Below are 26,360 nucleotides of genomic sequence, written 5' to 3'. Positions count from 1 at the left end.
GTGTCTTCCCGCACCGACCGGGCGCCCCTATCGTGGGGCCGCGTCACCCGCCCCGATGGAGCCCTGCCCCGATGCCCAGCCTCCGCGCCACCGCCTTCGCCTTCGCCGGCCTGCTGATGGGTTCGGCCTCCGGCTCCGCGGAAGCCCAGGTCCGCATCGGGCTGTCGGCGCCGCTGACCGGCCCGGATGCCGCCTTCGGACAGGGCCTGCGCCTCGGCGCCGAGCAGGCGGTGGCCGATCTCAACCGGGCCGGCGGTGTCGACGGGCAGCGCCTGGTCCTGGTGGTCGCCGACGATGGCGGCGAGGGCAAGCAGGGTCTCGCCGTCGCCCGGCGGTTCGCCGCCGAGCGGGTCGGCCTGGTGGTCGGCCCCTTCAATGCCGGTGTCGCGGGGCTGGCGATGCCGGTCTACGAGGAGGCCGGCATCGTCGCCGTGACGCCGGGCACCGGCTCTGCCGCGCTGACGGCCAAGGGCCTCTGGAACGTGTTCCGCACCGTGCCGAACGAGGCCGAGCAGGGGCGGCTCGCCGGCGCCTACCTCCTCGGCCGTCACGGCGGCCAGCGCATCGGCCTCGTGCACGACAAGAGCCCGTTCGGGCGCGGCCTCGCGGAGGGCGTGAGCCGCGTGCTCAAGGCCGCGGACCAGCCGGAGGCGGCCTTCGAGACCCTGACCCGCGGCGAGCGCGACGTCTCCGGACTGGTGGCGCGCCTGAAGCGGGCGCGGGTCGAGGTGGTGTATTTCGGGGGCCTCGCGCCGGAGGCGGCCGTGCTCCTGCGCGGCCTGCGCGACGCCGGCGTAACCGCGCCCCTGGTGGGCAGCGACGGCCTCCTCGATCCGGCCTTTCCCCAGGCGGCCGGCCCGGCGGCCGAGGGCACGGTGATGACCCTCACCGCCGACCCGCCGCGGCTGCCCGAGCCGAAGACACCCGATGCGAAGGCGACGAAGGGTCCCCGCAGCCCGGACGCGAACGCGGTGGCCGCCCAGGCCTATGCGGCCGTCGAGGTCCTGCGCCAGGGCGTCCTCGGCGCCGGATCGGCGGAGGGCCGGGCGGTGGCGGCCTACCTGCATGAGGGCCGGGCCCTGCGGACGGTTCTCGGCGACCTCGCCTACGATGCCCGGGGCGACCTGAAGCCCGATCCCCGCCGCCCGGCCACGGTCCTGCAGGCCTGGAAGCGGATGCCGGATGGGCGGATCGACTTTGCGGGCAACGACGTCACCCCGTGAGTCGAGCCTGCCCGCCGCCGCCGGAGCGCGCCGGCCGGCCGGACGCGCGACGGAGCGAAATCGCGGGTCAAATCTTGATCTTCCCGAATCACGCCGGATCCGCGCGCGACTTGTGCCGGGTTCATCACCGGCCTGCATCGGGAAAAGCTTGCTTCCGGCCGATCCGGACATTATGTCGGGGCAACGCTCGCCGGTGTTGCGCATCCGATGGGATCGGACCCGCCGCCCGCCGCGTTTTGCCGAACGGCTTCGTTTTGTGTCCCGGGTCGCCCCTTTTCAGGCCGTCCGGCTGGAGAGTGTGGATGGCGAAAGAAGAGTTGATGCAGTTCGACGGTCTCGTGATCGAGATCCTGCCGGACGCGCGCTACCGCGTGCAGCTCGACCAAGGGCACGAGATCGTGGCCTACACGGCCGGCAAGATGAAGAAGAACCGCATCAAGACTCTGGCCGGCGACCGCGTCACCGTCGAGATGTCGCCCTACGACTTGGAGAAGGGCCGCCTCGTGTTCCGGCACAAGGACGAGCGCTCCTCCGGTCCGCGCCCGCCCATGCGGGGTCAGTTCCGCCGCCGCTGACTCAAGCGGCGCGACCCGGCTTCTCGCCTTGTAGGGATTCCTGTGCGGCAAGACTCGGTTTCCCGGGCCTTGCCGTCTGTGTTTGGCCCGGTTGACGACTGTCTGCCGGTCCTTGACGCATCTCCACCGAGCTCCTCGACCTGTCTCCTGCCATTGACGGACATGCGCCAACGGCGCGGTCTTGGGCATGGCCAGCGTGCTCCCTACGGTCATCGAGACGAGGTCTATCTGCGCTCTGCCGAACGCGCCATGACCGACGTCGCGCGGAGTGCGGTGGTGGATTTCCTCGCGGCCCATCCGCAGGCGCGCGAGGTGATTCCGGGACCTAGCGGCCTTCGGAAGGTTCGCGTTCCCTTGACCGGGCGCGGCAAGCGCGGCGGCGCCCGCGTGATCTCGTTCTCTGGGGGCGATGAGCGAGGGACGACGCGATGTTCGCCGAGTTGACGCTGAGCCTGAAACAGGCGGCCGCCCATGCGCGCGGGGACATCGGAGCCGGGTTCGGCATCCACGTCCCGCAGGACATCGACGTCGCCGCGATCCGAAAGGCAACGGATCTCTCACAGGATGCCTTCGCCCGTCGGATCGGTGTCGCCGTCGGCACCCTGCGGAACTGGGAACAGCGCCGTCGCCAGCCCGAAGGATCGGCCCGCATGCTCCTGGCGCTCCTCCAGCGAAACCCGCGCCTCGTCGAGGAAACGCTCGGCCAGACGCCCTGAAATTCGCGTCCAGGCGCCTGGGGCCGACCGCGCCTTCTACTTCCCGAACCGCTCGAACTTCGGGAAGCTCCGGGTCATCAGGGCGCCGGCATCCGAGCGGTGGCCCAGCCATTTCTCCAGAATCCCCGCATTGGCGAGGCGCGCCTCGCCGCCCGCCTCGCGCCAGGGCAGCCCTTCGGCCAGGGGGAAGACGTGGGCGTCGGTGAGCGTGGTCTGGCGGCAGCGCTGCAGGCGCACGCCCTTGCCGCGCACCATCTCGGGCAATTCGCTCAAGGGGAAGACCAGCATCAGCCGGTCGGCACTGCACACCGCCACGTGGTCGCCGGTGGCCGGCACCAGCACGGCGGCCGTCGCCGGCGCGTCGAGGCCCATGATGCCCTTGCCCTTGCGGGTGTTGGCCACGAGCGCATCGGCCGGCGCCAGGAAGCCGCGCCCGTCGGTGGCCGCGACCAGGACCTTGGCGCCCGGCTGGTAGGGGATGGCCGCGACGATCTCGGTGCCGTCGTCGAAATCCACCATCAGGCGGATCGGGTCGCCGAAGCCGCGCCCGCCCGGAAGCTTGGCCGCCTCCAGGGTGAAGACCTTGCCGTTCGAGGCCAGCACCAGGATCTTGGCCGTGGTCTCGCTGGGAAAGGCGAGCTTCATGCCGTCGTCGCCCTTGAAGGCGACGCCCGAGAGGTCGGCGACGTGGCCCTTGAGGGCCCGGATCCAGCCCTTGTTGGAGACGATGACGGTGATCGGCTCGCGTTCCACCAGGGCGGCGGCGAAATCGATACCGGCGGTGTCGGGCGGGTTCTCCAGGGTGGTGCGCCGGGCGCCGATCTTGGTCTCGGGACCGAAGGTCTTCTTCACCGCGCGGATCTGCTTGGTGATGTCGGCCCATTGCAGCTTGTCGGAGCCGAGCAGCCCCTCGATCCCCTCCTTCTCCAGGGTCAGGGCATCGAGCTCGCGCTTCATCTCCATCTCCTCGAGCTTGCGCAGGGAGCGCAGGCGCGTGTCGAGGATGGCGTTGGCCTGCACCTCGGTGAGTTCGAAGCGCTTCATCAGGGCGGGCTTCGGCTCGTCCTCCTCGCGGATGATGCGGATCACCTCGTCGAGGTCGAGATAGACGATGAGCAGGCCGCCCAGGATCTCCAGGCGGCGGTCGATCTGGCCGAGGCGGTGGCGCGACCGGCGCTGGAGCACGACGCGGCGGTGGTCGAGCCACTCGCGCAGGGCCTCGGCGAGGCCGATGACGCGAGGCACCAGCCCGCCCACCAGCACGTTCATGTTGAGCGAGATGCGGGATTCGAGCTCGGTGAGCCGGAACAGCGATTCCATCAGGATGACGGGATCGACGTTGCGGGCGCGCGGCTCCAGCACGATGCGGACGTCCTCGGCCGATTCGTCGCGCACGTCGGCGAGCAGGGGCAGCTTGCGCTCCTGCAGGAGCTCGGCGAGCTTCTCGATCAGGCGGGCCTTCTGCACGCCGTAGGGGATCTCCGTGACCACGATGGTCCAGGTGCCCCGCCCCAGATCCTCCTTGGCCCAGCGCGCCCGCACGCGGAAGCCGCCGCGCCCGGTGCGGTAGGCCTCGGTGATCGATTCGGCGCTGTCGATCAGGATACCGCCGGTGGGGAAATCCGGCCCCTTCACGAAGGTGAGGAGCTGGGCGGAGGTCGCCTCGGGATGGCCGATCAGGTAGAGCGCCGCGTCGCAGAGTTCGGCCGCGTTGTGGGGCGGGATCGAGGTCGCCATGCCCACCGCGATGCCCTGGGAGCCGTTGGCCAGCAGGTTCGGGAAGGCGGCGGGGAGCACCACCGGCTCCTCCTCCTGCCCGTCGTAGTTCGGGCGGAAATCCACCGAATCGTCGTCGAGACCTTCGAGGAGGAGGCGCGCCACCTCCGTCATCCGGGCCTCGGTGTAGCGCTGGGCGGCGGCGTTATCGCCGTCGATGTTCCCGAAATTGCCCTGCCCGTCGACCAGCGGATAGCGCTGCGCGAAGTCCTGCGCCATGCGCACCAGGGCGTCGTAGGCCGCCGTGTCGCCGTGCGGATGGTACTTGCCGATGACGTCGCCCACGATGCGGGCGCATTTCTTGAAGGCCGAGGTCGGATCGAGCTTCAGGAGCCGCATGGCGAACAGGATGCGGCGGTGGACGGGTTTGAGCCCGTCGCGGGCATCGGGCAGCGCCCGGTGCATGATCGTCGACAGCGCGTAGGCGAGGTAGCGATCCTCGAGCGCGGTCTTCAGCTCGACGCTCTCGATGCCATCGGGACTCGATGGCGGCTCGAAGGGCTGGCCCATCACGAACTCCCGGGCCTCAGACGACCCAATTCAGAACAAAACACGAACGGAATTTAGGCGCTTCCCGTGCCCAATGCAACGAAGCGCGCGCGCTCCTCGGGCACGGGGATCGCGCGCGGTCCCCAGATGTGCTGGTCGAGGAAATACCCCGTCAAGGTAAACCCCGCGGTAACGTCCCGGGCGTCCGGCGTCATCGGCAGGGACGCACCCGGCTCCCGGGCCCGCAGGAAGTCCGGCAGCGCCAGGAGCCGGTCGCGATAGGGCTCGCCGGCCGAGGCGCTCACCGCCCGCCCGCTGCGGGGCGAGACGTAGATCAGCGCGTCGTTGCCCCCCGTGGCGGCGCAGGCCGCCAGGTCGAGCCCGAAGCCGAGCTCGGCCAGGATGGCGAGTTCGAAGCGGACCATCAGCGGCGGGGCGATGTCCGGGTCGTGCAGGTGCGCCACCAGGAGGCCGGCCGCCTCGAACAGTTCGGGATGGGGGTCGCGCTCGGGCAGCAGGCGGAGCAGGCCCGCGAGATGGCTCATGCCGTAGAGGGCGAGCCCCGACCCCATCAGCCGGGCGGCGACGGATTCGACGGGCTCCACCGCGAAGGCGCCCAGGCTCTCGTCGAGGCGCGCCCGCCAGGTGGCCTGCACCCGGTTGCCGGCCTGCAGCACCGGCTGCATCCGTCGCGAGCGCCCGCCATGCACGAGCCCGAGGTGGCGGCCGTGGGTCCGGGTCATGAGTTCGAGGATGACGCTGGTCTCGCCCTGGCGGCGCAGGCCGAGCACCAGGGCCTCGTCGGTCCATTGCATGCCCGTGTCTTACGGCGCCGTCGAGGCGATGCAAGCGCGCTGCGTCCATTCCGGTTGCGAGTGAACACGGTTTCCCCCAAGGCGGGAAATTCGATAGGCTCGCCATCACACTGAGTCGAGCCTGCCCCGATGTCCCTGCCCGCGCGCGCGGCCCGCCGCCGCCCCGCCCTTGTCCTCGCCGCCCTGCTGCCCCTCGCGGCCTGCGGGCCGCGGGCATCCATCCCGACGCCCGCCGCGACCGCGCCCCTGCGGGAACGGCTCGCCGCCTTCGCCCTCGGGCAGGCCGCGTTCGGCGCGGTCTCGCTGATCCCGGTGCGGTTCGCGCACAGCCGGGTCTCGCAGCCGTTCCAAGACGCCGGCCGCACGCTCTACTGCCTCTCGAGCCGGATGACGGGACGCACCTTCGGCCGCGCCGAGCGGCCGAAGATCGTCGTGCAGGAGGCCGGCGGCGTCCTCACCCGCGTCGACGAGGATCCGGAGATCTGCGAGGGGCACCGGACCGAGCCGCTGCCGGAACTGGAGGCTTTGGCGGCCGGCCGGGGCTGAGGCACGCCCCCCGGCGCGGCCGGTCTTGCGCTTCGGCGCGGCCGGTCTTGCGCTTCGGCGCAGCCGGTCTTGCGCCCCGGCCTGCCCGGTGGTTCGCTGGCCCCATGCCCGACCAGCCCCTCGCCCTGACCCTCGCCCTCATCGCCCGTGCCCATCCGACGCCGGTGGCGGACGACGCGACGGCCCTCGCGCTGCTGAGCGATGCCGAACTGGCCCCGGGCCTCGCCGCCGCCCTCGCCGCCCGGCCGATGCCCGCGGAGGGCTTGTGGGTGTTCGGCTACGGCTCGCTGATCTGGCAGCCGGAATTCGCCTATTCCGAGCGCCGGGTCGGCACCGTGCACGGCTATCACCGGCGCTTCTGCCTCCTCCAGCGCCGGTTCCGCGGCAGCGTGGACAATCCCGGCCTCGTCCTGGCCCTCGATGCGGGCGGCTCCTGCGAGGGAGTCGCCTTCCGGCTGAGCGGCGCGGAGGCCGCCGAGACCCTGCTGCCGGTCTGGCGCCGCGAGATGCGCGGCAACGGCTATATCGGGCGCTGGGTGCCGGTGGAGACGGCCGCCGGCACGATCCAGGCGCTGACCTTCCTGGTGAACCCCGAGAGCGACCGCTACACCGGGCCGATTCCGGACGACGCGATCGCGGACCGGATCGCCGCCGGGGCCGGCCATCTCGGGCCGAGCGCCGAGTACCTGTTTCGCACGGTGGCCGCCTGCCTCGAGGCGGGCATCCGCTGCCCGCACCTCCTGACCCTGCAGGCGCTGGTGGCGGAGCGCCTGCGGGCGCGGGTTCGGGCCGGCACCGACAGCCCGTCGGCGGCCGGGGCCTGACGCGCGGTCCCGGACCTCGACGCCCTGGGGCCGCCGGCACAAGGGGGCGGCGCGCGCGGGCGGTCCTGTCGGTCGCCCCCGTCGCCCGGTTCCGCTCGCGATCGGTGGCGCACGCCAAGACTGGACAAAAAACGCTCATCGCGATCCGATAGATGAACCAATATAGTTCGCTCAGATCTGGCAATACAGACCGATAATGTCATTTAATACATTCTTATTGTTCGTTGTCTTATAGAAGAGGACATCCCACATCACAGATCAGGCCTCTCGATGACATACGGTATCCGCGCTCGCCTCTACGCCGGATTCGGCAGCCTGATCCTGATCACAGGCGGGATCGGCCTGACCGCGCAGTATCAGCTCGGCTCCATCGTGGCCGAATACGCACGGGTCGCCCGCCTCGAGGAGGGAGCACGCAACGTCTACGCGATGAACGGCCTCGCGGAACGCCTGTCCGGGCAGGCTCTGGATCTGCAGGCGAGCCAGACGCCCGATCAGATCGACCAGGTCGAGCAGACGCGCCAGGCCATCGCCACCGTCCTCCAGCGCCAGGTCGACATCGCGGTGTCGGAGGAGCGGCGCGCCATCTACGCCAACATGCGCGACCAGTCCGGCGTCCTGAAGGACGACATCCAGCGCCTCGCACAGGCCGGCCGGGCGCTGTCGGACGGCCAGACCAAGCTGTTCCGGACCGGCGACGAGCTCACGCGCGTGAGCGGCCTCCTGATCGCCGACATCCGTCAGAGCGGCTCCTCCACGCAGATCGCTCAGGTCGCGACGGTCGACAGCGCGGTGCTGCTGATGCGGGTCGCGAACTGGCGCTTCCTGGCCACCCGCGATCCTCAGGGGCCCGCGACCTTCGCCGCGAACAGCCAGAAGGCCGAGGCCGCCATCGCGACGCTGAGGGCGCTCGACGCGGGCGGCGCGTTCGCGGGTCCGATCACGCGGTTGCAGGACACGGTCGCGGCCTACATCGACGCCTTCAAGGCGGCGGCATCCGCCATCGAGGCGACGCGGGCGGCCCATGACGACACGCTGAAACCCCATGCGACGGCCCTGATCCAGGCGGGCCTGGGGGTCCGGGCGAAGATCGAGACGGCGGTGAACGCAATTCTCGCCGACACGGACGCGAGCGTGACCCGTGCCCGGACCCTTCAGCTGGCCTTCGTCGGCCTGGCGCTGGCGCTCGGCGGCGCCCTCGCCGTCCTGATCGCCCGCAGCATCATCCGGCCGATCTCCGGCATGACGGATGCGATGAGCCGGCTGGCCGCCGGCGAGACGGCCGTCACGGTGCCCGCGCAGGCGGCAGGGGACGAGATGGGCGCGATGGCCAAGGCCGTCGACGTGTTCCGCCAGAACGCCATCGCGCGCATCGACCTGGAGGCGCAGCAGGTCGCCGCGCAGTCGGCGCGCCAGCGCCGGGCGGACCGGGTCGACGAACTCGTCCAGAGCTTCGAGCGGACCATCTCGGGCAGCATCGGCATCGTCACCTCCGCGGCGACCGAGCTCGACGCCACGGCCCGGTCGATGACCCAGGTGGCGGAGAGCACCAGCGGGCAGGCCCTCGCCTCCAGCGCGGCCGCCCAGGAAACCGCGACCAACGTGCAGACCGTGGCGGCGGCCGCCGAGGAGATGGTCGCCTCCCTGCACGAGATCGAGCGCCAGGTTCAGCAATCGAACGCCGCCGCGGGCGCCGCGGCCCGGGAGGCGGAAGCGACGGACGCCAGCATGGGCAGCCTGATCCAGGCCGCCGACCGGATCGGCGAGGCCGTGACGATGATCTCCGGCATCGCCAGCCAGACCAACCTGCTGGCGCTCAACGCCACCATCGAGGCGGCCCGCGCCGGCGAGGCGGGCCGGGGTTTCGCGGTGGTGGCCGCCGAGGTCAAGGAACTCGCCGGCCAGACCGCCCGGGCCACCGACCAGATCGGCGGGCAGATCGCGGCGATCCAGCAGGCCACCGCCCAGGCCGTCGCGGCCATCCGTCAGATCGGCCAGACCATCGTGTCGGTGAACGCGATCACCGAGAGCATCGCCGCGACGGTGGTGGAGCAGACGGCGGCCACCGGCGAGATCTCCCGCAACGCGGCCGAAGCGGCCCGCGGGACGAAGGACGTCTCGACGAACGTCGCCCAGGTCCTCGCCGCCTCCGGCGACACCGGCTCCGCGGCCCAGCAGGTGCTGATGGCGGCGGGCGAACTCTCGGTCCAGTCGGTGACCGTGCGCCAGGAGGTCGAGGGCTTCCTCGCCGCCATCCGCGCGGCGTGAGACGGCTCCGCTTACTCACACCGGGGCCTTGATCGGGCTAAGTCGGGGGCGCGCAGGACAGGCCCGCGCACCCCCTGATCGGAGCCCGGATCCGGCCTCCCGAAGCCCGGCATGCCGAGGGATCGATCGGGTCCGATGCGAGAGGGCGTCCGCGCGATCCCTCAGGTGGGGTGGGTCGAAACAGGCCCTCGCTTTCATCCGGGAGAGGGTTGGGGTGAGGGGTTCGCCCCTCCGACGTGGTCACGCGCCTTAACCTGTTCCTCTCCCTCCAGGAGGGGGACCTGCGCGAGAGGCGCCGAAGGAATCTACCGAAGACCGTCCAAGACCGGATGAGCGGAAGCGTCGGTCGGGCTCCCGGCCCGGCCGATGCGAGGCCCGGTGCCCGAGGGCCGGGCCGGCGCCTCAGTTCACCTCGACCTGCACCACACCCGGCACCGCCCGGAGCGCTCCGGCGATCTGGGGCGTCGCCTGGTACCGGCCCGGCAGCTTGACCTCGACCTCGCGGGCGCCGTCGAGGAGGAGGATCAGGGAGACCTCGCCCTCCCCGCGCACCTGCAGGCGCTGCTGTACGGATGGGATCGGGCGCTCGTCCTGCAGGTAGACGCGCATGCCCTTCTGGTGGCGGGCCACCGCCACGTCGAGGGGCTCGGCGGTCATGATGCGGGCGCGCACGTCCTCGCCCTCGAGGTTGGCCTGGAGCTGGAGCACCAGCGGCCGGCCCGGCTCGAGGATCTCGCGGTACTGGCCGAGGCCCTCCGAGAAGATGATCGCCTCGAAATGCCCGGTCTGGTCGGACAGGATGACGATGCCGAGCTTGTTGCCGGTCTTGGTCCGGCGCTCCGAGCGGTCGAGCACCGAGGCCGCCACGCGGCCCACGCTGGTGGTGCCGGCCCGGACGGCGCGGCAGAACTCGGCCCAGGTCTGAACCCGGAGCTTGCCGAGGAGGTCGCCGTACTCGTCGAGGGGATGGCCCGACAGGAAGAAGCCGATCGCCTCGTATTCCTTCTTCAGCTTGTCGGCCATCGGCCAGGGGTCGTAGGGCGGCACCCGCAGGGTGACGTCGGCGGCGGTGATGCCGCCGAACATGTCCTCGATGCCGGTGCTGGCCGCCTCGGCCGCCCCTTGCGCCAGCTTCATCATCGGTTCGATGGCGGCGCAGGCCCGGGCGCGATCCGGCTCGATGGTGTCCATGGCGCCGGCCGCCACGAGGTTCTCCAGGGTGCGCTTGTTGAGCATGCGCGGGTTGAGGCGGCGGGCGAGGCAGGCGAGATCCTTGAAGGGCCGGTCCCCCCGGGCCTCGATCAGGGCCTCGACCGCCCCCCGGCCCACGCCCTTGATCGCCGCGAGCGCGTAGTGGATGCGCCCCTCGCGCACCTCGAAGCCGACGCCCGAGGTGTTGATCGAGGGCGGCTCGACGGTGATCTTCAGGCGCTGGGCGTCCTGGCGGAACTCCGCCAGCTTGTCGGTGACGTCGATGTCGAGCTGCATCGCGGCGGCCAGGAACTCCACCGGGTGGTTCGCCTTGAGGTAGGCGGTCTGGTAGGTCAGCAGGGCGTAGGCGGCGGCGTGCGACTTGTTGAAGCCGTAATCGGCGAACTTGGCGAGCAGGTCGAAGATCTCGTTGGCCTTGGCCTTGGTGAGGTCGCGCTCGACGCAGCCCTTCACGAAGCGGTCGCGCTGGGCGTCCATCTCGGCCTTGATCTTCTTGCCCATGGCGCGGCGGAGCATGTCGGCCTCGCCGAGCGAGTAGCCGGCCAGGACCTTGGCCACCTCCATCACCTGTTCCTGGTAGACGATGATGCCGAAGGTCTCCTTGAGGATCGGCTCCAGCTTCTCGTGCGGGTACCAGCTCGCCTCGTTGCCGGCATCGCGGCCGAGCTTGCGCTCGCAATAGACCGGGATGTTGGCCATGGGGCCCGGGCGGTAGAGCGCCACCAGGGCGATGATGTCCTCGAAGCGGTCGGCCTGCATCTCGACCAGGGCCTTGCGCATGCCGGCCGATTCCACCTGGAACACGCCCACCGTCTCGCCGCGCTTCATCGGCGCGTAGGTCGCCGGGTCGTCGAGGGGCAGCGAGGCGAGATCCACGATGATGCCGCGCCGGGCCAGGAAGTCCGTGCAGCAGCGCAGCAGCGTCAGGGTCTTCAGGCCGAGGAAGTCGAACTTCACCAGGCCCGCGGCCTCGACCCACTTCATGTTGAACTGGGTCACCCGCATGCCGGTCTTCGGGTCGCGGTAGAGCGGCACCAGCTGTTCGAGGGGACGGTCGCCGATGACCACGCCGGCGGCGTGGGTCGAGGCGTGCCGGTGCAGGCCCTCGAGCTTCTTCGAGATTTCCATGAGCCGGGCGACGATCGGCTCCTCCTCGATCGCCTGCTGGAGCTTCGGCTCGCCCTCGATGGCCTGGACCAGGGTGACGGGATTGGCCGGGTTCTGCGGCACGAGCTTGGTCAGCTTGTCGACCTGCCCGTAGGGCATCTCCAGCACGCGGCCGACGTCGCGCAGCACGCCGCGGGCCAGCAGGGTGCCGAAGGTGATGATCTGCGCCACCTGCCGCTCGCCGTAGCGCTGCTGCACGTAACTGATCACCCGCTCGCGGCCCTCGACGCAGAAGTCGATGTCGAAATCCGGCATCGAGACGCGCTCGGGGTTGAGGAAGCGCTCGAACAGCAGGCCGAAGCGCAGCGGGTCGAGGTCGGTGATGAGGAGCGACCAGGCCACCAGGGAGCCGGCGCCGGAGCCGCGGCCCGGCCCCACCGGGATGTCGTGGTCCTTGGCCCACTTGATGAAGTCCGACACGATCAGGAAGTAGCCGGGAAACTTCATGCCGACGATGACGTCGAGCTCGAAGGCGAGGCGGTCGCGATAGACCTGCTCGGACATGCCGGGCGCGGTGCCGTGCTGGGCGAGGCGCCGTTCGAGGCCGGCCTCCGCCTGCCGGCGCAGCTCCGCCGGCTCGTCGAGGGGGGGCGCCGCCGGGACTTCGGGGGTGCCCTCGGGGGCGGCGGCGTCGAAGGCGGCGACCACGCCGAAATTCGGCAGGATCGGCTTGCGGGTGCGCACGCGGTAGGCGCAGCGCATGGCGATCTCGACGGTGGCGTTCAGGGCGTCCGGCAGGTCGGCGAAGAGCGCGGCCATCTCGGCGCGGGTCTTGAAGCCGTGGCGCGGGGTCAGCTTGCGGCGGCGGTCGTCCGAGACTAGACGGCCGTCCGCGATGGCCAGCAGCGCGTCGTGGGCGTCGTAGTCGCCCTCCCGGGCGAAGAACGGCTCGTTGGCGGCCACCACCGAAAGGCCGTTCGTGTCGGCGAGCCGCAGCAATTCCCGCTCGACCATGCGCTCGTCGGGCAGCCCGTGGCGCAGGATCTCGACGTAGAGGCCGTCCTCGCCGAAGGCCGCGCGCAGCTGCGCCAGGCGGCCGGCGGCGAGTTCGGCCCGGCCCTGCCGCAGGGCGCTGTCGAGGGGCCCGGTGGAACCGCCCGTCAGGGCGATCAGGCCGGCGCTCGACTCGGCCAGGGCCTCGACGCCGACCCGGGGGGCGTCGCCCAGCGCCCCGTCGAAATAGGCGCGGCTCGCCAGACGCAGCAGGTTGCCGTAGCCGGTCTCGTCCTTCGCCAGCACGACGATGTTGGCGCAGCCGGCCTGGCCCTGCCCGACGCGCGCCATCGGATCGGGCGCCTCGAAGGCGACGGTGAGCTGGAGGCCCGGGATCGGCTGGAGGCCGGCGCCGGCGGCCTTCTCGGAGAATTCCAGCGCCCCGAACAGGTTGTTGGTGTCGGTGAGCGCCAGGGCCGGCTGCCGGTCGGCGAGCGCCGCCTTCACGATGTCCCCGACCTTCAGGGCCCCTTCCAGTAGGGAGAACGACGAGTGAACGTGGAGGTGGACGTAAGCCGGGTCTTTCAGGATGCGCGCCATGAGACCACCAGCCCGAGTCGTGGTTTCCAATCCATGAGAATTCGGGGCCCGGACGCGTTTCCCTGTGGACCGCACGACCCCTGTGACCCCGTCGCAACGCTAACGCAAGGGCGCCAGTGCGACAGCCCAGGCGGCGATGGACATCGCCAGGAGCCCGAAGGCCATGAACTCGACCGCACCCGTCAGGATCATCCGCTTGAACATGGGCCTCGCCTTTCGTTGACGCCCCGAGTTTTGTTCTTGTTTTGTTCTATGTAAAGCGAAACTCGTCGGCGCACCGCATCGTGGTTACGGCCCGGTAAATCCCGTCGCCTTGGCCAGCGGTCGCGGATCGGCTCCGCGTGCTCACGCGAAGGCGTCGGACCTCCGCGGTCCAGCGATCCGCCGCCATTGATATCCGTGCCCGGCCCTCAGGGCAGCTGCTCGATCAGCCCGTCCCGGATCGTCACGCGCCGGTCCATGCGGGCGGCGAGATCCATGTTGTGGGTGGCGATCAGCGCGGCGAGGCCGGAGGCGCGCACCAGCGCCACCAGGATGCCGAAGACGTGGGCGGCGGTGTGCGGATCGAGGTTGCCGGTGGGCTCGTCGGCCAGGAGCAGGCGCGGGCCGTTGGCGACCGCGCGGGCGATGGCGACGCGCTGCTGCTCGCCGCCCGAGAGTTCGGCCGGCCGGTGCTGGAGGCGCTCCTTGAGGCCGAGGAAGCTCAGGAGTTCGTCCGCCCGCGCCCGCGCCTCGCGCTGCGAGAGCCCGCGGATCAGCTGCGGCATCACCACGTTCTCCAGGGCCGAGAATTCCGGCAGGAGGTGGTGGAACTGGTAGACGAAGCCCATCTCCTCGCGCCGCAGGCGGGTGCGCTCGGAATCCACCATCGCGGCGGTCGGACGGCCGCCGATGTAGATCTCGCCGCCGTCGGGGCGCTCCAGCAGGCCGGCGAGGTGCAGCAGCGTGCTCTTGCCGGCCCCCGAGGGCGCCACCAGGGCGACGAGCTCGCCCGGCCAGATCGCGAAATCCGCCTGGCGCAGGATCTCGAGGGCGCCGGCCCCTTGGGCGTAGCGCCGCTCCACCTTGGCGAAGAACAGGGCCGGGACCGGCTGCGCGCCGGGCGCCTCGGCTGTCGTGGTCATGGATGCTCGGGCCTCAACCGTAGCGCAGGGCCTGCACCGGATCGAGCCGGGCGGCGCGCCACGAGGGATACAGCGTCGCGATCAGCGACAGGGCGATGGAGGTGACGACCACCACGGTGATCTCGTTGGCGTTCATCTCGGCCGGGATCTCGGCCAGGAAGCGCACCGTGGGGTCCCAGGCGGAGGGGAACAGCACCCGCTGGATCCCCTTGATGTTCATCGTGATCAGGATGCCGAGGGCCAGCCCGCTCAGGGTCCCCACCACGCCGATCAGCGCGCCGTTGATGAGGAACACCCGCATGATGGTGCCGGGGGTCGCCCCCATGGTGCGCAGGATGGCGATGTCGCTGGACTTGTCGCGCACGAGCAGGATCAGTCCCGAAATGATGTTCAGGGTCGCGACCACGACGATAAGGCTGAGGATCAGGAACATCACGTTCCGCTCCACCTCCAGGGCGCCGAAGAAGGTCCGGTTGCGCTGGCGCCAGTCGGTGAGGAGCACCGGGCGCTCGGCCGCCATCTCGAGGTCGGGCCGCATCGTGCCCACCGCCTCGGCATTGTCGAGGTAGATCTCGATCAGGCTGACATCGGCGTCCCGGTTGAAGAAGGCCTGGGACTCCGTCAGGGGCATGAACACGAAGGTCGAGTCGAACTCGGTCATGCCGATCTCGAAGATCGCCTTGATGGTGTAGCCCTTGGTGCGCGGCGCCGTGCCGAACGGCGTCGAGGCGCCCTTCGGCGTCAGCAGGTTGATCTGGTCGCCGGCCTGGACGCCGAGGGATTCGGCCAGGCGCCGGCCGATGGCGACGCCCGACCCGTCGTCGAAGCCCTCCAGGCTGCCGCCCTTGATGTTGCTCGCGATGGCGCCGATCTTGTCGAGGTCCTCGCCCCGGATGCCGCGGACCAGCACGCCGCTGCCGGCGCCGCCATAGGGCGAGGAGGCGAAGGCCTGCCCCTCCACCAGGGGGATCGCCGCCCGCACCCCGGCGACCTTCGACAGGCGCTCGGACAGGTCGGCATAGTCGGTGAAGAGCTTGTCGATCGGGGCGACGAAGACGTGGCCGTTGATGCCAACGATCTTCGACAGGAGCTCGGTGCGGAAGCCGTTCATCACCGAGAGCACGATGATCAGCGTGGCGACGCCCAGGGCGATGCCGAGGAGCGAGAAGAACGCCACCACGGAGACGCCGCCGCCCCGGCGCCGGGCCCGCAGGTAGCGCCCGGCGATGATCCACTCGAACCCGGCGAAGGGGGGCGTGCTCCCGCGCCGGAACCGGGCGCGAAGGCCCGCAAGCCTGTCCGTGAGGGTCGCCGCCATGGGGTGCCTCAGAGCCGCTTCAGGCGGGCGAGCAGATCGATCGGGGCGATGCTTTCGCGCTCGCCGCCGGCCCGACGCTTCAGCTCCACCTTGCCCTCCGCGAGGCCGCGGGGGCCGACGATGACCTGCCAGGGCAGGCCGATGAGGTCGGCCGTGGCGAACTTGGCGCCCGGGCGCTCGTCGCGGTCGTCGTAGAGCACGCTGAAGCCGGCCGCCTCGAGGGTGGCCTGGATCTCGCCGCAGGCGGCGTCGGTGGCGGCATCGCCCGTCTTGAGGTTGATCAGCGCCACGTCGAAGGGCGCCACCGCGTCGGGCCAGATGATCCCGGCCTCGTCGTGGGAAGCCTCGATGATCGCCGCCACGAGGCGGCTCGGGCCGATCCCGTAGGAGCCCATGTGGACCGGGCGCTCGACGCCGTCGGGACCGGTGACCTTGGCGCCCATGGGCTCGGAATACTTGGTGCCGAAGTAGAAGATGTGCCCGACCTCGATGCCGCGCGCAGCCATCTGCTTGTCGGCCTGCACCTCGGCGAAGGCCGCCGGCTCGTGCATCTCGGAGGTGGCGGCGTAGAGCGAGGTCCAGCGGTCGACGGTGCCCTGGAGCGCGGCGACGTCCTCGAAGTCGGTGGTCACCGGCGGGACCTCGAAATCGAGGTACTGGCTGTCGCAGTAGACCTCGCTCTCGCCGGTCTGGGCCAGGATGATGAACTCGTGGCTGAGGTCGCCGCCGATCGGACCCGTGTCGGCCCGCATCGGGATCGCCTTCAGGCCGAGGCCCGCGAAGGTGCGCAGGTAGGCCACGAACATCCGGTTGTAGGCGTGGCGGGCGGCGGCCTGGTCGATGTCGAAGGAATAGGCGTCCTTCATGAGGAACTCGCGCGAGCGCATGGTGCCGAAGCGCGGCCGGACCTCGTCGCGGAACTTCCAGGAGATCTGGTAGAGGTTCTTCGGAAGGTCCTTGTAGGAGCGCACGCTGCCGCGGAAGATCTCAGTGACGACCTCTTCGGCGGTGGGGCCGAACAGCATCTCGCGGTCGTGGCGGTCGGAGATGCGGAGCATCTCCTTGCCGTAGGCCTCGTAGCGGCCGGATTCCCGCCAGAGCTCGGCCGACTGGATCGCCGGCATCAGGATCTCGATGGCGCCCGCCCGGTCCTGCTCCTCGCGGATCACCGCGCAGACCCTGTTCAGGACGCGCAGGCCCAGCGGCAGCCAGGCATAGATGCCGGCGGCCTCCTGGCGCACGAGCCCGGCGCGCAGCATGAGGCGGTGGGAGACGATCTCGGCCTCCTTGGGCGTCTCGCGCAAGGTCGGCAGGAAGTAGCGGGAGAGACGCATGAAAGGCCCTGGAAACAGCGTGCCAGCGGGTCGGCGGTACGCCGGGGCACACAACACATTGCATCGGGAAAACACAAGCGCGGAGGGGTGACACGGGTCCGCCGCGTGGCGTTTCGCCGTCAGGAGGCAGGGTGGTCCGGCCGAACGTTGCCCGCACGCCAGGCTCCGCCCGCAAGCGCCGCCTCCCATTCCGGTAGAAAAGCGCAGGAATGTCTCACGAAGCAGGTGACAATGAGAATTGTTGTTCCTATAAGCGCGTCCGTGATGGATGCGCCGCCCAAGCAGTGGCGCCACACGGTCCGAGTCTCGGGAGGAATTTCAGCCGCCACGCCGTCAGCAATGCGTGAGACAATCGAGGCTGAGCAAACGACCATCTTCATAAAAGCAAGGCTTAGGCCTTGCTTTTTTTATGTCTCGACGCTTGCGCGAGGCTGTCGCCACTGCGTCGCGGTCCGACCGACGTCTCACGCCGACGCGCCGTCATCCCGGGGCCGCGCAGCGGAACGCGGGATCTAGAAACACAGGTGGCGCAAGACCTTGCACCGTCGGCGGTTCTGGATTCCGGGCTCGCCTGCGCCGCCCCGGAATGACGCGGTGCTGTCACTGCGGCCGTGGTTCGATGTCCCGCGTGCGCGACGTCCGTTCTTCGCGGGGGCAGCGACGCGCCCGGTCTGGAAGACGACGGCGGCGTGACCTTACGTCCGTGCGCGGACTCACGTCCGGTTCGACCGGACCACGCCGAACCCCCTCAGAGGCCGGCCAGCTCGAAGACCTGGATCGCCACCAGGAAGACGACGCTCGCCAGAAGCGAGGTCAAGATCGCCTTCTCGCGCAGGCGCGGGACGGCGGGCGCCCCGGGATCCTGGCCGGGCACGATCCGCTCCGGGTCGGTCTCCACCTGGTTGCGGAGGGGCAGGATGACGAAGAGCAGGGTCCACCAGACCACGAAGTAGAGGGCGAGCGCGCCGAACACCGAGAGCTTGAACAGGCCCACCGCGAGGGCGACCACCCCGGCGAGCACCACCACCATCACGCCGACGGTGCGCAGGGTGGAGGCTGCCAGGGCTTGGAGGACGGCGCCCATCCGGCTCAGACCTGTTCCAGCTCGACGAGGGTGCCGAGGAAGTCCTTCGGGTGGAGGAAGAGAACGGGCTTGCCGTGGGCGCCGATCTTCGGCTCGCCGGTGCCGAGGACGCGCGCGCCCTGGGCCTTGAGCTTGTCGCGGGCGGCGATGATGTCGTCGACCTCGTAGCAGACGTGATGGACGCCGCCGTTGGGGTTGCGCTCGACGAAGCTCTCGATGGGCGAGCCCGCGCCCAGCGGCGCCATCAGCTCGACCTTGCTGTTGGGCAGGTTGACGAACACCACGGTGACGCCGTGCTCGGGCTGCGGCAGCGGCTCCGTCACGGTGGCCCCGAGGGTGTCCCGGTAGATGGCGCAGGCAGCGTCGAGATCGCGGACCGCGATGGCGACATGGTTCAGGCGTCCGATCATGGTGTCCTCCCCTTCCTTCCCTCAATCCCGACCGCCACCCCTCCCCCGTCGAAGCGGGCGATATCGATGGCACCGCGGCGTCATTCCAGGGCGCCGCAGGCGAGCCCGGGAATCCAGAGCTGCCGACGGTGCCGGACGCGACGAAACCTATGGTTCTGGATCCCGGGCTCCGCTGCGCGGCCCCGAGATGACGGTGTGCTGCGCGCCGACGTCCCGCGCAACCCACCCGCATCGGCGACACCCCTCCCCCGCAGAGGGGGGAGGGTTCGCCCATTAGACCTCGACCACCTGCACGTGGCAGGCGGGCTTCTTGCCCCAGACCTCGTTCACCGCGGAGCGGATCGCGCGGTCGACGGCCTTCTCGACGCCCTCGGCGTCCTTGCGCTTGGGCTTCGACAGCCCCGAGAGCGTGCGCGACACGCACTCCACGACGACGTCGAGCATCGCTTGGCCGGTCCGGCCGCGATTGGGCAGGCCGATGATGTCGATCGCGGGCTCCCCCAGGATCTCGCCCTGGACGTCGATGGCGATGGCCACCGAGACGAGGCCGGCCTGCGAGAGCTTGCGGCGCTCGGGGATGGCCCGGTCCTTGGCGTCGATCAGGACGTTGCCGTCCTTGAACAGGCGCCCGGCCTTGACGTGGTCGACGATCTCCGGCGTGCCGGGCGCGAGGCGCACGACGCTGCCGTTGCGGGCCTTGACGATGTTCGGAACGCCCTGGTCCCGGGCGAAGCGGGCGTGCTCGTCGAGGTGCAGGGCCTCGCCGTGGACCGGGATCGCGGTCTGCGGCCGGGTCCAGGCATACATCTCCGCCATCTCGTCGCGCCGGGGGTGGCCCGAGACGTGGACGAGCTTGGTGCGGTCGGTGACCACCTCGATGCCGGCATTGACGAGGTCGTTGATGATCGCGCCCACCGCCCGCTCGTTGCCGGGGATCGCCCGCGAGGAGAAGATGACGCGGTCGCCGGCGGCGAGGGTGATGTCCGGATGGTCGTCGCGCGAGACGCGGGCGAGCGCGGCCCGCTCCTCGCCCTGCGAGCCGGTGAGCAGGGCCACGACCTTGTCGCGCGGCAGGTAGCCGTAGCTGTCCGACGACCGGAACTCGGGCAGCCCGTCGAGGAAGCCGCACTCGCGGGCGACCGCGATGACCCGGTCCATGGCGCGGCCGACCGCGACGACCTCGCGGCCGCAGGCCTGGGCGGCCTCGGCCACGGCCCGCATGCGCGCGACGTTGGAGGCGAAGGTCGTCACCGCGACCCGGTGGGGGGCGTCGGCGATGAGCTCGCGCAGGGTGGCGGCGACCTCCGCCTCGCTCGGGGAACGCCCCTCGCGCACGACGTTGGTCGAATCGCTGATCATCGCCAGGATGCCCTCGTCGCCGAGCGCCCGGAAGGCGGTCTCCGAGGTCACGTCGCCGAGGATCGGGGTCGGATCGAGCTTCCAGTCGCCGGTGTGGAGCAGGAGGCCGTGCGGCGTCCGGATGGCGACCGCGTTCGACTCGGGGATCGAGTGCGAGACCGGCACGTACTCGATCTCGAACGGACCGACCTGCACCCGGCGGCCGGCCTGGATCTCCTTGAGGATCACCTTGGGCGCGCCCGGCTCGCTGAGGCGGCGGGCCTCCAGAAGGTTCTTGGCGAAGCGCGTCGCGTAGACGGGCGCCTTGAGCTTGGGCCACAGCTCACCGATCGCGCCGATATGGTCCTCGTGCGCGTGGGTGATGAAGATGGCGAGGAGGTCGTCCTTGCGCTCCTCGATGAAGCTGAGATCCGGGAACATCAGGTCGATGCCGGGGAATCCCTCCTCGCCGGCGAAGCCCATGCCGCAATCGACCATGATCCATTTGCGCCGCTTCGGGGGGCCGAAGCCGTAGAGCGCCGCGTTCATGCCGATCTCGCCCACGCCGCCGAGCGGCACGAAGACGAGTTCGTCTTGCCCTGTCGTCATTGTCCGTCCAAACCTCAAGCCGCCGTCGCGGCCGTTCCCAGATGCACCTCGCCCGCCGTCACGGTCCGTCGCGTCCCATCCTCCGATCGGACCACGAGCCGCCCTGCCTCGTCGATCGTCTCGAAAATTCCTTGTACGGACGTGTCGCCCATGCGCACCGAAACCGGCGCGCCGATTCCGGCCGCGTCCGCGATCCAGCGCTCGCGGATCCTCGCGAATCCGTGGCCACACGCCCAAAGCCGCGCGGCGTCGATGATTCCGTCCGTCAGGTGGACGAACAGATCCTCGGCGCGCGTGTCGTACCGCATCTGCCTGAGGCACGTGGCGCGATAAGGCAAGCCCTGCGGCGTCGCAGCGACATTGACACCGAAGCCCATCACCACCGCACGGCGCCCGCCGGGCCGGCTCTCGGCCTCCAACAGGAGCCCCGCCAGCTTGGCGCCCGAGGCCAGGACGTCGTTCGGCCACTTCAGGCGGCACCCGGTGACGCCGGCCGCCGCGAGGGCGGAGACCACGGCGAGGCCGGCGACGAAGCCGAGGGTCGGCACCAAGCCGGGCTCCACGTCGTCCACGGGCCAGAGCAGGCTCGCGGTCAGGTTTCCGGGCTCGGACAGCCAGCTGTTGCCGCGCCGGCCCCGTCCGGCCTCCTGCCGCCGCGCCACCACCCAGAGCGGCCCGGCCTCGCCGTCGCGGAAGCGCGCCAGCGCCTCGGTGTTGGTGGAGCCGAGGCTTTCGTGGACGTGGAGGCGGTGCCCCTCCGCCCGCGCCCGGGTGCCGAGGACGTAGCCGCTCAAGGACCTAGAACAGCGACTTGGCGGCCGCACCCGCGGCGCCCACGATGGGACCCGGCACGATCCCGAGCAACACCACGACCAGGCTCGCCAGGGCGAGGACGATGCGGGCCCCCGGCGGCATCGGCTCGTAGGCGGCGACCGGCTCGTCGAAATACATCACCTTGACGAGGCGCAGGTAGTAGAACGCGCCCACCACGCTGGTGACCACGCCGATGATCGCCAGGGCGACGAGGCCCGATTTGATGGCCGCGAGGAAGACGTAGTACTTGGCGAAGAACCCCGCCAGCGGCGGGATGCCGGCCAGCGAGAACATCATCGCGGCGAGGCAGAAGGCCATGACCGGATGAGTGCGCGACAGCCCGGCGAGGTCGTCGACGGATTCGAACATCCGGCCGCCGCGGCGCAGCGACAGCAGCACCGCGAAGGCCCCCAGCGTCATCGCCAGGTAGATGATCATGTAGACGACCACGCCGCTGATGCCCTCCTGCGAGCCGGCGGCGAGGCCCACCAGGGCGTAGCCGACATTGCCGATGGAGGAATAGGCCATCAGGCGCTTTAGGGAGCGCTGGCCGATGGCGGCGAAGGAGCCCAGCGCCATCGAGGCGATCGCCACGAAGACGATGATCTGCTGCCAGATCGCGGTCACGTCCGGGAAGGCGCCGATGAAGAGGCGCACCGTCATCGCCATGGCGGCCATCTTGGGCGCCGAGGCGAAGAAGGCGGTCACGGGGGTCGGCGAGCCCTCGTAGACGTCGGGCGTCCACATGTGGAACGGCACCGCCGCGAGCTTGAAGGCGACGCCGGCCGCCACGAAGACGATGCCGAGCACGATGCCGAAGCCCGCGGTGCCGTCCAGCGCCGCGACGATGCCGGGGAACGAGACGGTGCCGGTGAAGCCGTAGACCAGGGAGGCGCCGTAGAGCAGCATGCCCGAGGAGAGCGCGCCGAGGACGAAGTACTTCAGCCCGGCTTCCGTCGACTTCAGGTTGTCGCGATGGAAGGCCGCGATGACGTAGGCGGCGAGCGACTGCAGCTCAAGGCCGAGATAGAGCGCGATCAGGTCGTTGGCCGAGGCCATGACCATCATGCCGATGGTGCAGAGGATCAGCAGGATCGGGAACTCGAACCGGTCGATGCGCTCTCGCTGGAAATAGTCGCGCGAGAGCAGGATCGTGGCCGCAGAGCCCAGCAGGATCAGGGCCTTCATCACCTTGGAGAAGTTGTCGACGATGAAGGAGCCGTTCAGGGTCGTGACCTTGGCGCCCGACTGGGACATGACCGCGAACAGCGCCACCACCAGCAGGATCAGGGCCCCGACGTTGACGCCCTCGGCGGAGCGCTCGCCCCGGAACGCACCGTAGAGGATCAGCACCAGCACGCCGACGCTGAGGATCAGCTCCGGCAGGGCGGGCCCGAGCGCGGGCAGGACGATCTGAGCGGCGTTCATCGGGTCAAGCCTTCAGCGCGACGCGGGCGGCAGGGTGGCCGCGGCGGTCTGCGTGTTCGAGAGCGCGGTCCGCATGCTCTGCATCAACGCGTCCGTGGAGGGCGCGAAGGTGTCGAGCACGGGGGCCGGGTGGACGCCGTAATAGATCGTCAGGGCGACGAGCGGCGCGATGATGATCTTCTCGCGCAGGTCCAGGTCGAGGATGCCCTGCAGGTTGGGCTTCTCGAGCTTGCCGTAGATCACGCGGGCATAGAGCCAGAGGGCGTAGCCGGCCGACAGGATGATGCCGAAGACCGAGAAGAACGCCACCGTCGGGTTGGCCCGGAAGGCGCCCATCATGGCGAGGAACTCGCCCACGAAGCCGGAGGTGCCGGGCAGGCCGACATTGGCCATGGTGAAGACCATCATGGCCGCCGCGTAGAGGGGCATCCGCTTCACGAGGCCGCCATAGGCCGCGATCTCGCGGGTGTGCATCCGGTCGTAGACCACGCCGACGCAGAGGAAGAGCGCGCCCGACACGATGCCGTGCGAGATCATCAGGAACAGCGCGCCCTGGATGCCCTGCTCGTTCATCGTAAAGAGGCCCAGCGTCACGAAGCCCATATGCGCCACCGAGGAGTAGGCAATGAGCTTCTTGATGTCGGACTGCATCAGGGCGATCAGCGAGGTGAAGATGATGGCGATCACCGAGAGCGCGAACACCATCGGGGCGAAGGCGTGGCTCGCGTCCGGGAACATCGGCAGCGAGATCCGGATGAAGCCGTAGCCGCCCATCTTCAGGAGGATGCCCGCCAGGATCACCGAGCCGGCGGTGGGCGCCTCCACGTGCGCGTCGGGCAGCCAGGTATGGACCGGCCACATCGGCATCTTCACCGCGAAGGAGGCGAAGAAAGCCAGCCAGAGCCAGGTCTGCAGTTCCACGGGGAAGCGGGTGTGCAGCAGGGTCGGGATGTCGGTGGTGCCGGCGTGCCAGTACATCGCCATGATGGCGAGCAGCATCAGCACCGAGCCGAGCAGGGTGTAGAGGAAGAACTTGAAGCTGGCGTAGATGCGCCGCTTGCCGCCCCAGATGCCGATGATGAGGAACATCGGGATCAGGCCGGCCTCGAAGAACAGGTAGAACAGCACCAGGTCGAGGGCGCAGAACACGCCGATCATCGTCGTCTCGAGGACGAGGAAGGCGACGAAGTACTCCTTCACCCGGACGTTCACCGAGAGCCACGAGGCGCCGATGCAGAACGGCATCAGGAAGGTGGTCAGGAGGATCAGCGGCATCGAGAAGCCGTCGACGCCGAGCTTGAACCGGGTGGCCTCGCTCAGCCAGGCATGGGTCTCGACGAGCTGGAAGTTCGCCGTGGTCGCGTCGTAGCGGCCCCAGGCCACCAGCGAGAGCAGGAAGGTGGCGAGCGTGGTGATGAGTGCGGCCCAGCGGGCGTTGCGCTTCGCGGCTTCCGTCTCCTCGCCCAGGGTGAGGATGAAGGCCGCGCCGCAGAGCGGCACGATGAGCAGGCCGGACAGGATTCCGAGGCCTAACATGAGCGGGCGCTCCGATACGTGACGGCGGCCATCAATGGGCGACCTTGGGCAAGCCGGTCAGCATGTACCAGCTGATGAGGGCGGCGACGCCGACGAGCATGACGAAGGCGTAGTGGTAGACGTAGCCGGTCTGGAAGCGGACCACGCCGCGGGTCACGTCGAGGACGCGGGTGGCGATGCCGTCCGGGCCCATGCCGTCGATGACGCGGCCGTCGGCCTCCTTCCAGAGGAACTTGCCGAAGTCCTTGGCCGGGCGGACGAAGATCCGGTCGTAGAGCTCGTCGAAGTACCACTTGTTGAGGAGGAACCGGTACAGGCTCGGCTGCTGGGCGGCGAGCTGGCCCGGCAGTTCCGGCCGGCGGATATACATCCAGTAGGCCAGCACGAAGCCGATCAGCATCATGATGAAGGGCGAATAGGCCACCAGCGCCGGCACCGCGTGGATGTCGTGCATGATGTGGTTGTCGGGGCCGTGGCCGAGGGCGTGGCCCCAGAACGAGTCCATGCCCTCGCCGATGAACCGGTTCTTGAAGATCAGGCCGGCGAAGAGCGCGCCGAAGGCCAGGATGCCGAGGGGGATCGTCATCACCAGCGGGCTCTCATGCGGGGTGTGCGCATGGTCGTGGTGCTCGATGGCGCTGTGCGAGGCCGGCTCGACGTCGTGGCCGTGATCGTCGTGGGCGACGCCCTCGTGGTGGCCCGGGGCGCCGTCGGCCTGGGTCGAGGCGGCGGCATGCGCCACCGCGTGGGCGTCGTCGTGGTGCGCCCCGTGGCCGGCCCAGCGGGCCGGTCCCTCGAAGGTCATGAAGAACAGGCGCCAGGAATAGAACGAGGTCATCAGGGCGGCGACGACGGTGCAGATGAAGGCCAGGGTGTGCCCGGGCCGCGTCGAGGCGTAGGCCGCCTCGATGATGGCGTCCTTCGAATAATAGCCCGCCGTGAAGGGGAAGCCGATCAGCGCCAGGGTGCCGATGGTCATCATCGCCGAGGTGAAGGGGATGTAGCGGCGCAGGTTCCCCATGTTCCGCATGTCCTGCTCGTGGTGCATCGCGTGGATGACCGAGCCGGCCCCGAGGAACAGCAGCGCCTTGAAGAAGGCGTGGGTGAAGAGGTGGAAGACGGCCGCTGAGTAGGCGCCGACGCCGAGCGCCACGAACATGTAGCCCAGCTGCGAGCAGGTCGAGTAGGCGATCACGCGCTTGATGTCGTTCTGCACGAGGCCGATCGTGGCCGCGAAGAACGCCGTGATGCCGCCGATGACCGTGACCACGACGAGGGCGTTGGGGGCGAGCTCGAACAGCGGCGACAGGCGCGCCACCATGAAGACACCGGCCGTCACCATGGTGGCGGCGTGGATCAGCGCGGAGACGGGGGTCGGCCCCTCCATCGCGTCCGGCAGCCAGGTGTGCAGCAGGAACTGGGCCGACTTGCCCATGGCGCCCATGAACAGCAGCAGGCAGGCGAGGGTCAGGGCGTTCCAGTCGTAGCCCAGGAAGTGGAAGGTCGCGTCCTTGATCTCGGGCGCGCGGGCGAAGATGCCGTCGAAGGCGATCGAGCCCGTCAGCACGAAGACGAGGAAGATGCCCAGCGAGAACCCGAAATCGCCGACGCGGTTGACGATGAAGGCCTTCATGGCCGCGGCGTTGGCGGAAGGCTTCTCGTACCAGAACCCGATCAGCAGGTAGGAGGCGAGGCCGACGCCCTCCCAGCCGAAGAACATCTGCACGAGGTTGTCGGCCGTCACCAGCATCAGCATGGCGAAGGTGAAGAGCGACAGGTAGGCGAAGAAGCGCGGCCGGTGCGGATCCTCCTCCATGTAGCCGATGGAATAGAGGTGCACGAGGGTCGAGACCGAGGTCACCACCACCAGCATGATCACCGTCAGGGTGTCGATGCGGAAGGCCCAGTCGACCACGAGGTCGCCGGCGGTGAACCAGGTGGCCACCTGCACGCGGGTGGCGTGCTCGGTGCCCGGCACCTCCAGGAAGGCGCCCCAGGACAGAAGCGCCGAGAAGGCGAGGAGGCCGGTGGTGATGCCCTCGCTGAGCTTCGGGCCGAGCTGGCGGCCGAACAGGCCGGCGAGCAGCGCGCCGACGAGCGGGAGGAAGACGATCGCGTGATACATCGCTGGCTTGTCCGGCCTCCTGGGTGCGCCCGGTCCCCGCGCGCTGCGCGGGGAGCCCGAGCGGCGCCCTGTGGGGTTCGTGTCACCGCCCCGGCGG

At 69.9% G+C, this 26,360-nt stretch carries 19 protein-coding genes; 6 read left to right on the top strand and 13 right to left on the bottom strand.

The window, feature by feature from the left end:
* Positions 1-71 precede the first annotated feature (71 nt).
* The 3 genes from ASG51_RS13135 to ASG51_RS13125 all read left to right on the top strand — a co-directional run bounded on the left by ASG51_RS13135 (position 72) and on the right by ASG51_RS13125 (position 2,514).
* Positions 72-1,223, top strand: a complete 1,152-nt coding sequence (locus tag ASG51_RS13135; RefSeq protein ID WP_056381259.1) for a branched-chain amino acid ABC transporter substrate-binding protein — start codon at positions 72-74, stop codon at positions 1,221-1,223.
* Between the two features lie 302 nt (positions 1,224-1,525).
* Complete coding sequence (gene infA, locus ASG51_RS13130) at positions 1,526-1,798, top strand: translation initiation factor IF-1 (RefSeq protein ID WP_056178999.1); 273 nt, start codon at positions 1,526-1,528, stop codon at positions 1,796-1,798.
* Between the two features lie 428 nt (positions 1,799-2,226).
* On the top strand, positions 2,227-2,514 hold the full coding sequence (locus ASG51_RS13125) for a helix-turn-helix domain-containing protein (RefSeq protein WP_056381257.1): 288 nt from the start codon (positions 2,227-2,229) through the stop codon (positions 2,512-2,514).
* Between the two features lie 36 nt (positions 2,515-2,550).
* On the opposite strand, the gene parC is transcribed toward ASG51_RS13125, so the two are convergent.
* Positions 2,551-4,800: a DNA topoisomerase IV subunit A gene (gene parC / locus ASG51_RS13120; RefSeq protein ID WP_056381254.1), complete on the bottom strand. Its 2,250-nt coding sequence runs from the start codon at positions 4,798-4,800 to the stop codon at positions 2,551-2,553.
* Positions 4,801-4,853: 53 nt separating this feature from the next.
* Positions 4,854-5,594, bottom strand: coding sequence for a DNA repair protein RecO (gene recO / locus ASG51_RS13115; protein WP_056381253.1), 741 nt, complete (start codon positions 5,592-5,594; stop codon positions 4,854-4,856).
* 129 nt (positions 5,595-5,723) lie between these two features.
* On the opposite strand from recO, the gene ASG51_RS13110 reads away from it, so the two are divergent.
* The 3 genes from ASG51_RS13110 to ASG51_RS13100 all read left to right on the top strand — a co-directional run bounded on the left by ASG51_RS13110 (position 5,724) and on the right by ASG51_RS13100 (position 9,232).
* Positions 5,724-6,140 (top strand): hypothetical protein, encoded by a 417-nt coding sequence (locus ASG51_RS13110; protein ID WP_056352479.1) that lies wholly within the window; start codon positions 5,724-5,726, stop codon positions 6,138-6,140.
* A gap of 104 nt (positions 6,141-6,244) precedes the next feature.
* The gene (locus ASG51_RS13105) at positions 6,245-6,964 is read left to right on the top strand and encodes a gamma-glutamylcyclotransferase (RefSeq protein ID WP_056381251.1); all 720 of its coding nucleotides are present in this window, start codon (positions 6,245-6,247) and stop codon (positions 6,962-6,964) included.
* 270 nt (positions 6,965-7,234) lie between these two features.
* Positions 7,235-9,232, top strand: a complete 1,998-nt coding sequence (locus ASG51_RS13100) for a HAMP domain-containing methyl-accepting chemotaxis protein (RefSeq protein WP_056381249.1) — start codon at positions 7,235-7,237, stop codon at positions 9,230-9,232.
* Between the two features lie 402 nt (positions 9,233-9,634).
* On the opposite strand, the gene dnaE is transcribed toward ASG51_RS13100, so the two are convergent.
* The 11 genes from dnaE to nuoL all read right to left on the bottom strand — a co-directional run bounded on the left by dnaE (position 9,635) and on the right by nuoL (position 26,263).
* Complete coding sequence (gene dnaE / locus ASG51_RS13095; RefSeq protein ID WP_056381247.1) at positions 9,635-13,144, bottom strand: DNA polymerase III subunit alpha; 3,510 nt, start codon at positions 13,142-13,144, stop codon at positions 9,635-9,637.
* A 410-nt stretch (positions 13,145-13,554) separates the two neighbouring features.
* On the bottom strand, positions 13,555-14,268 hold the full coding sequence (locus ASG51_RS13090; protein ID WP_056352471.1) for an ABC transporter ATP-binding protein: 714 nt from the start codon (positions 14,266-14,268) through the stop codon (positions 13,555-13,557).
* A 13-nt stretch (positions 14,269-14,281) separates the two neighbouring features.
* A complete protein-coding gene (locus ASG51_RS13085) occupies positions 14,282-15,586 on the bottom strand; it encodes a lipoprotein-releasing ABC transporter permease subunit (protein ID WP_056214648.1) in 1,305 nt (434 codons plus the stop codon).
* An 8-nt stretch (positions 15,587-15,594) separates the two neighbouring features.
* Positions 15,595-16,920, bottom strand: a complete 1,326-nt coding sequence (proS, locus tag ASG51_RS13080) for a proline--tRNA ligase (protein WP_056381245.1) — start codon at positions 16,918-16,920, stop codon at positions 15,595-15,597.
* Between the two features lie 748 nt (positions 16,921-17,668).
* Positions 17,669-18,013, bottom strand: a complete 345-nt coding sequence (locus tag ASG51_RS13075; protein ID WP_056214639.1) for a DUF1467 family protein — start codon at positions 18,011-18,013, stop codon at positions 17,669-17,671.
* The gene (gene mce, locus ASG51_RS13070) at positions 18,010-18,414 is read right to left on the bottom strand and encodes a methylmalonyl-CoA epimerase (RefSeq protein ID WP_056214637.1); all 405 of its coding nucleotides are present in this window, start codon (positions 18,412-18,414) and stop codon (positions 18,010-18,012) included. Before mce ends, ASG51_RS13075 begins: the two co-directional genes overlap by 4 nt.
* Positions 18,415-18,687: 273 nt before the next feature.
* Complete coding sequence (locus ASG51_RS13065; protein ID WP_056214634.1) at positions 18,688-20,361, bottom strand: ribonuclease J; 1,674 nt, start codon at positions 20,359-20,361, stop codon at positions 18,688-18,690.
* Between the two features lie 14 nt (positions 20,362-20,375).
* Positions 20,376-21,155, bottom strand: a complete 780-nt coding sequence (locus tag ASG51_RS13060) for a biotin--[acetyl-CoA-carboxylase] ligase (protein ID WP_056381243.1) — start codon at positions 21,153-21,155, stop codon at positions 20,376-20,378.
* 4 nt (positions 21,156-21,159) lie between these two features.
* Positions 21,160-22,602: an NADH-quinone oxidoreductase subunit NuoN gene (nuoN, locus tag ASG51_RS13055; RefSeq protein WP_056214627.1), complete on the bottom strand. Its 1,443-nt coding sequence runs from the start codon at positions 22,600-22,602 to the stop codon at positions 21,160-21,162.
* Between the two features lie 12 nt (positions 22,603-22,614).
* Complete coding sequence (locus tag ASG51_RS13050) at positions 22,615-24,138, bottom strand: NADH-quinone oxidoreductase subunit M (protein ID WP_056381241.1); 1,524 nt, start codon at positions 24,136-24,138, stop codon at positions 22,615-22,617.
* A gap of 31 nt (positions 24,139-24,169) precedes the next feature.
* Positions 24,170-26,263, bottom strand: a complete 2,094-nt coding sequence (gene nuoL, locus ASG51_RS13045; RefSeq protein ID WP_056275247.1) for an NADH-quinone oxidoreductase subunit L — start codon at positions 26,261-26,263, stop codon at positions 24,170-24,172.
* Positions 26,264-26,360: the final 97 nt, after the last annotated feature.

The organism is Methylobacterium sp. Leaf465 (genome assembly GCF_001424705.1).
Lineage (GTDB): Bacteria > Pseudomonadota > Alphaproteobacteria > Rhizobiales > Beijerinckiaceae > Methylobacterium.
This window is presented reverse-complemented; position numbering and strand designations above follow the sequence as displayed.

Bases quoted from the DNA above. Each gene is read 5' to 3' on its own strand.
- ASG51_RS13090 (WP_056352471.1), bottom strand. From the start codon at position 14,268: ATGACCACGACAGCCGAGGCGCCCGGCGCGCAGCCGGTCCCGGCCCTG.
- ASG51_RS13085 (WP_056214648.1), bottom strand. From the start codon at position 15,586: ATGGCGGCGACCCTCACGGACAGGCTTGCGGGCCTTCGCGCCCGGTTC.
- ASG51_RS13110 (WP_056352479.1), top strand. From the start codon at position 5,724: ATGTCCCTGCCCGCGCGCGCGGCCCGCCGCCGCCCCGCCCTTGTCCTC.
- ASG51_RS13100 (WP_056381249.1), top strand. From the start codon at position 7,235: ATGACATACGGTATCCGCGCTCGCCTCTACGCCGGATTCGGCAGCCTG.
- ASG51_RS13105 (WP_056381251.1), top strand. From the start codon at position 6,245: ATGCCCGACCAGCCCCTCGCCCTGACCCTCGCCCTCATCGCCCGTGCC.
- proS (WP_056381245.1), bottom strand. From the start codon at position 16,920: ATGCGTCTCTCCCGCTACTTCCTGCCGACCTTGCGCGAGACGCCCAAG.
- recO (WP_056381253.1), bottom strand. From the start codon at position 5,594: ATGCAATGGACCGACGAGGCCCTGGTGCTCGGCCTGCGCCGCCAGGGC.
- nuoL (WP_056275247.1), bottom strand. From the start codon at position 26,263: ATGTATCACGCGATCGTCTTCCTCCCGCTCGTCGGCGCGCTGCTCGCC.
- ASG51_RS13135 (WP_056381259.1), top strand. From the start codon at position 72: ATGCCCAGCCTCCGCGCCACCGCCTTCGCCTTCGCCGGCCTGCTGATG.
- dnaE (WP_056381247.1), bottom strand. From the start codon at position 13,144: ATGGCGCGCATCCTGAAAGACCCGGCTTACGTCCACCTCCACGTTCAC.
- ASG51_RS13050 (WP_056381241.1), bottom strand. From the start codon at position 24,138: ATGTTAGGCCTCGGAATCCTGTCCGGCCTGCTCATCGTGCCGCTCTGC.
- ASG51_RS13065 (WP_056214634.1), bottom strand. From the start codon at position 20,361: ATGACGACAGGGCAAGACGAACTCGTCTTCGTGCCGCTCGGCGGCGTG.
- mce (WP_056214637.1), bottom strand. From the start codon at position 18,414: ATGATCGGACGCCTGAACCATGTCGCCATCGCGGTCCGCGATCTCGAC.
- infA (WP_056178999.1), top strand. From the start codon at position 1,526: ATGGCGAAAGAAGAGTTGATGCAGTTCGACGGTCTCGTGATCGAGATC.
- nuoN (WP_056214627.1), bottom strand. From the start codon at position 22,602: ATGAACGCCGCTCAGATCGTCCTGCCCGCGCTCGGGCCCGCCCTGCCG.
- ASG51_RS13125 (WP_056381257.1), top strand. From the start codon at position 2,227: ATGTTCGCCGAGTTGACGCTGAGCCTGAAACAGGCGGCCGCCCATGCG.
- parC (WP_056381254.1), bottom strand. From the start codon at position 4,800: ATGGGCCAGCCCTTCGAGCCGCCATCGAGTCCCGATGGCATCGAGAGC.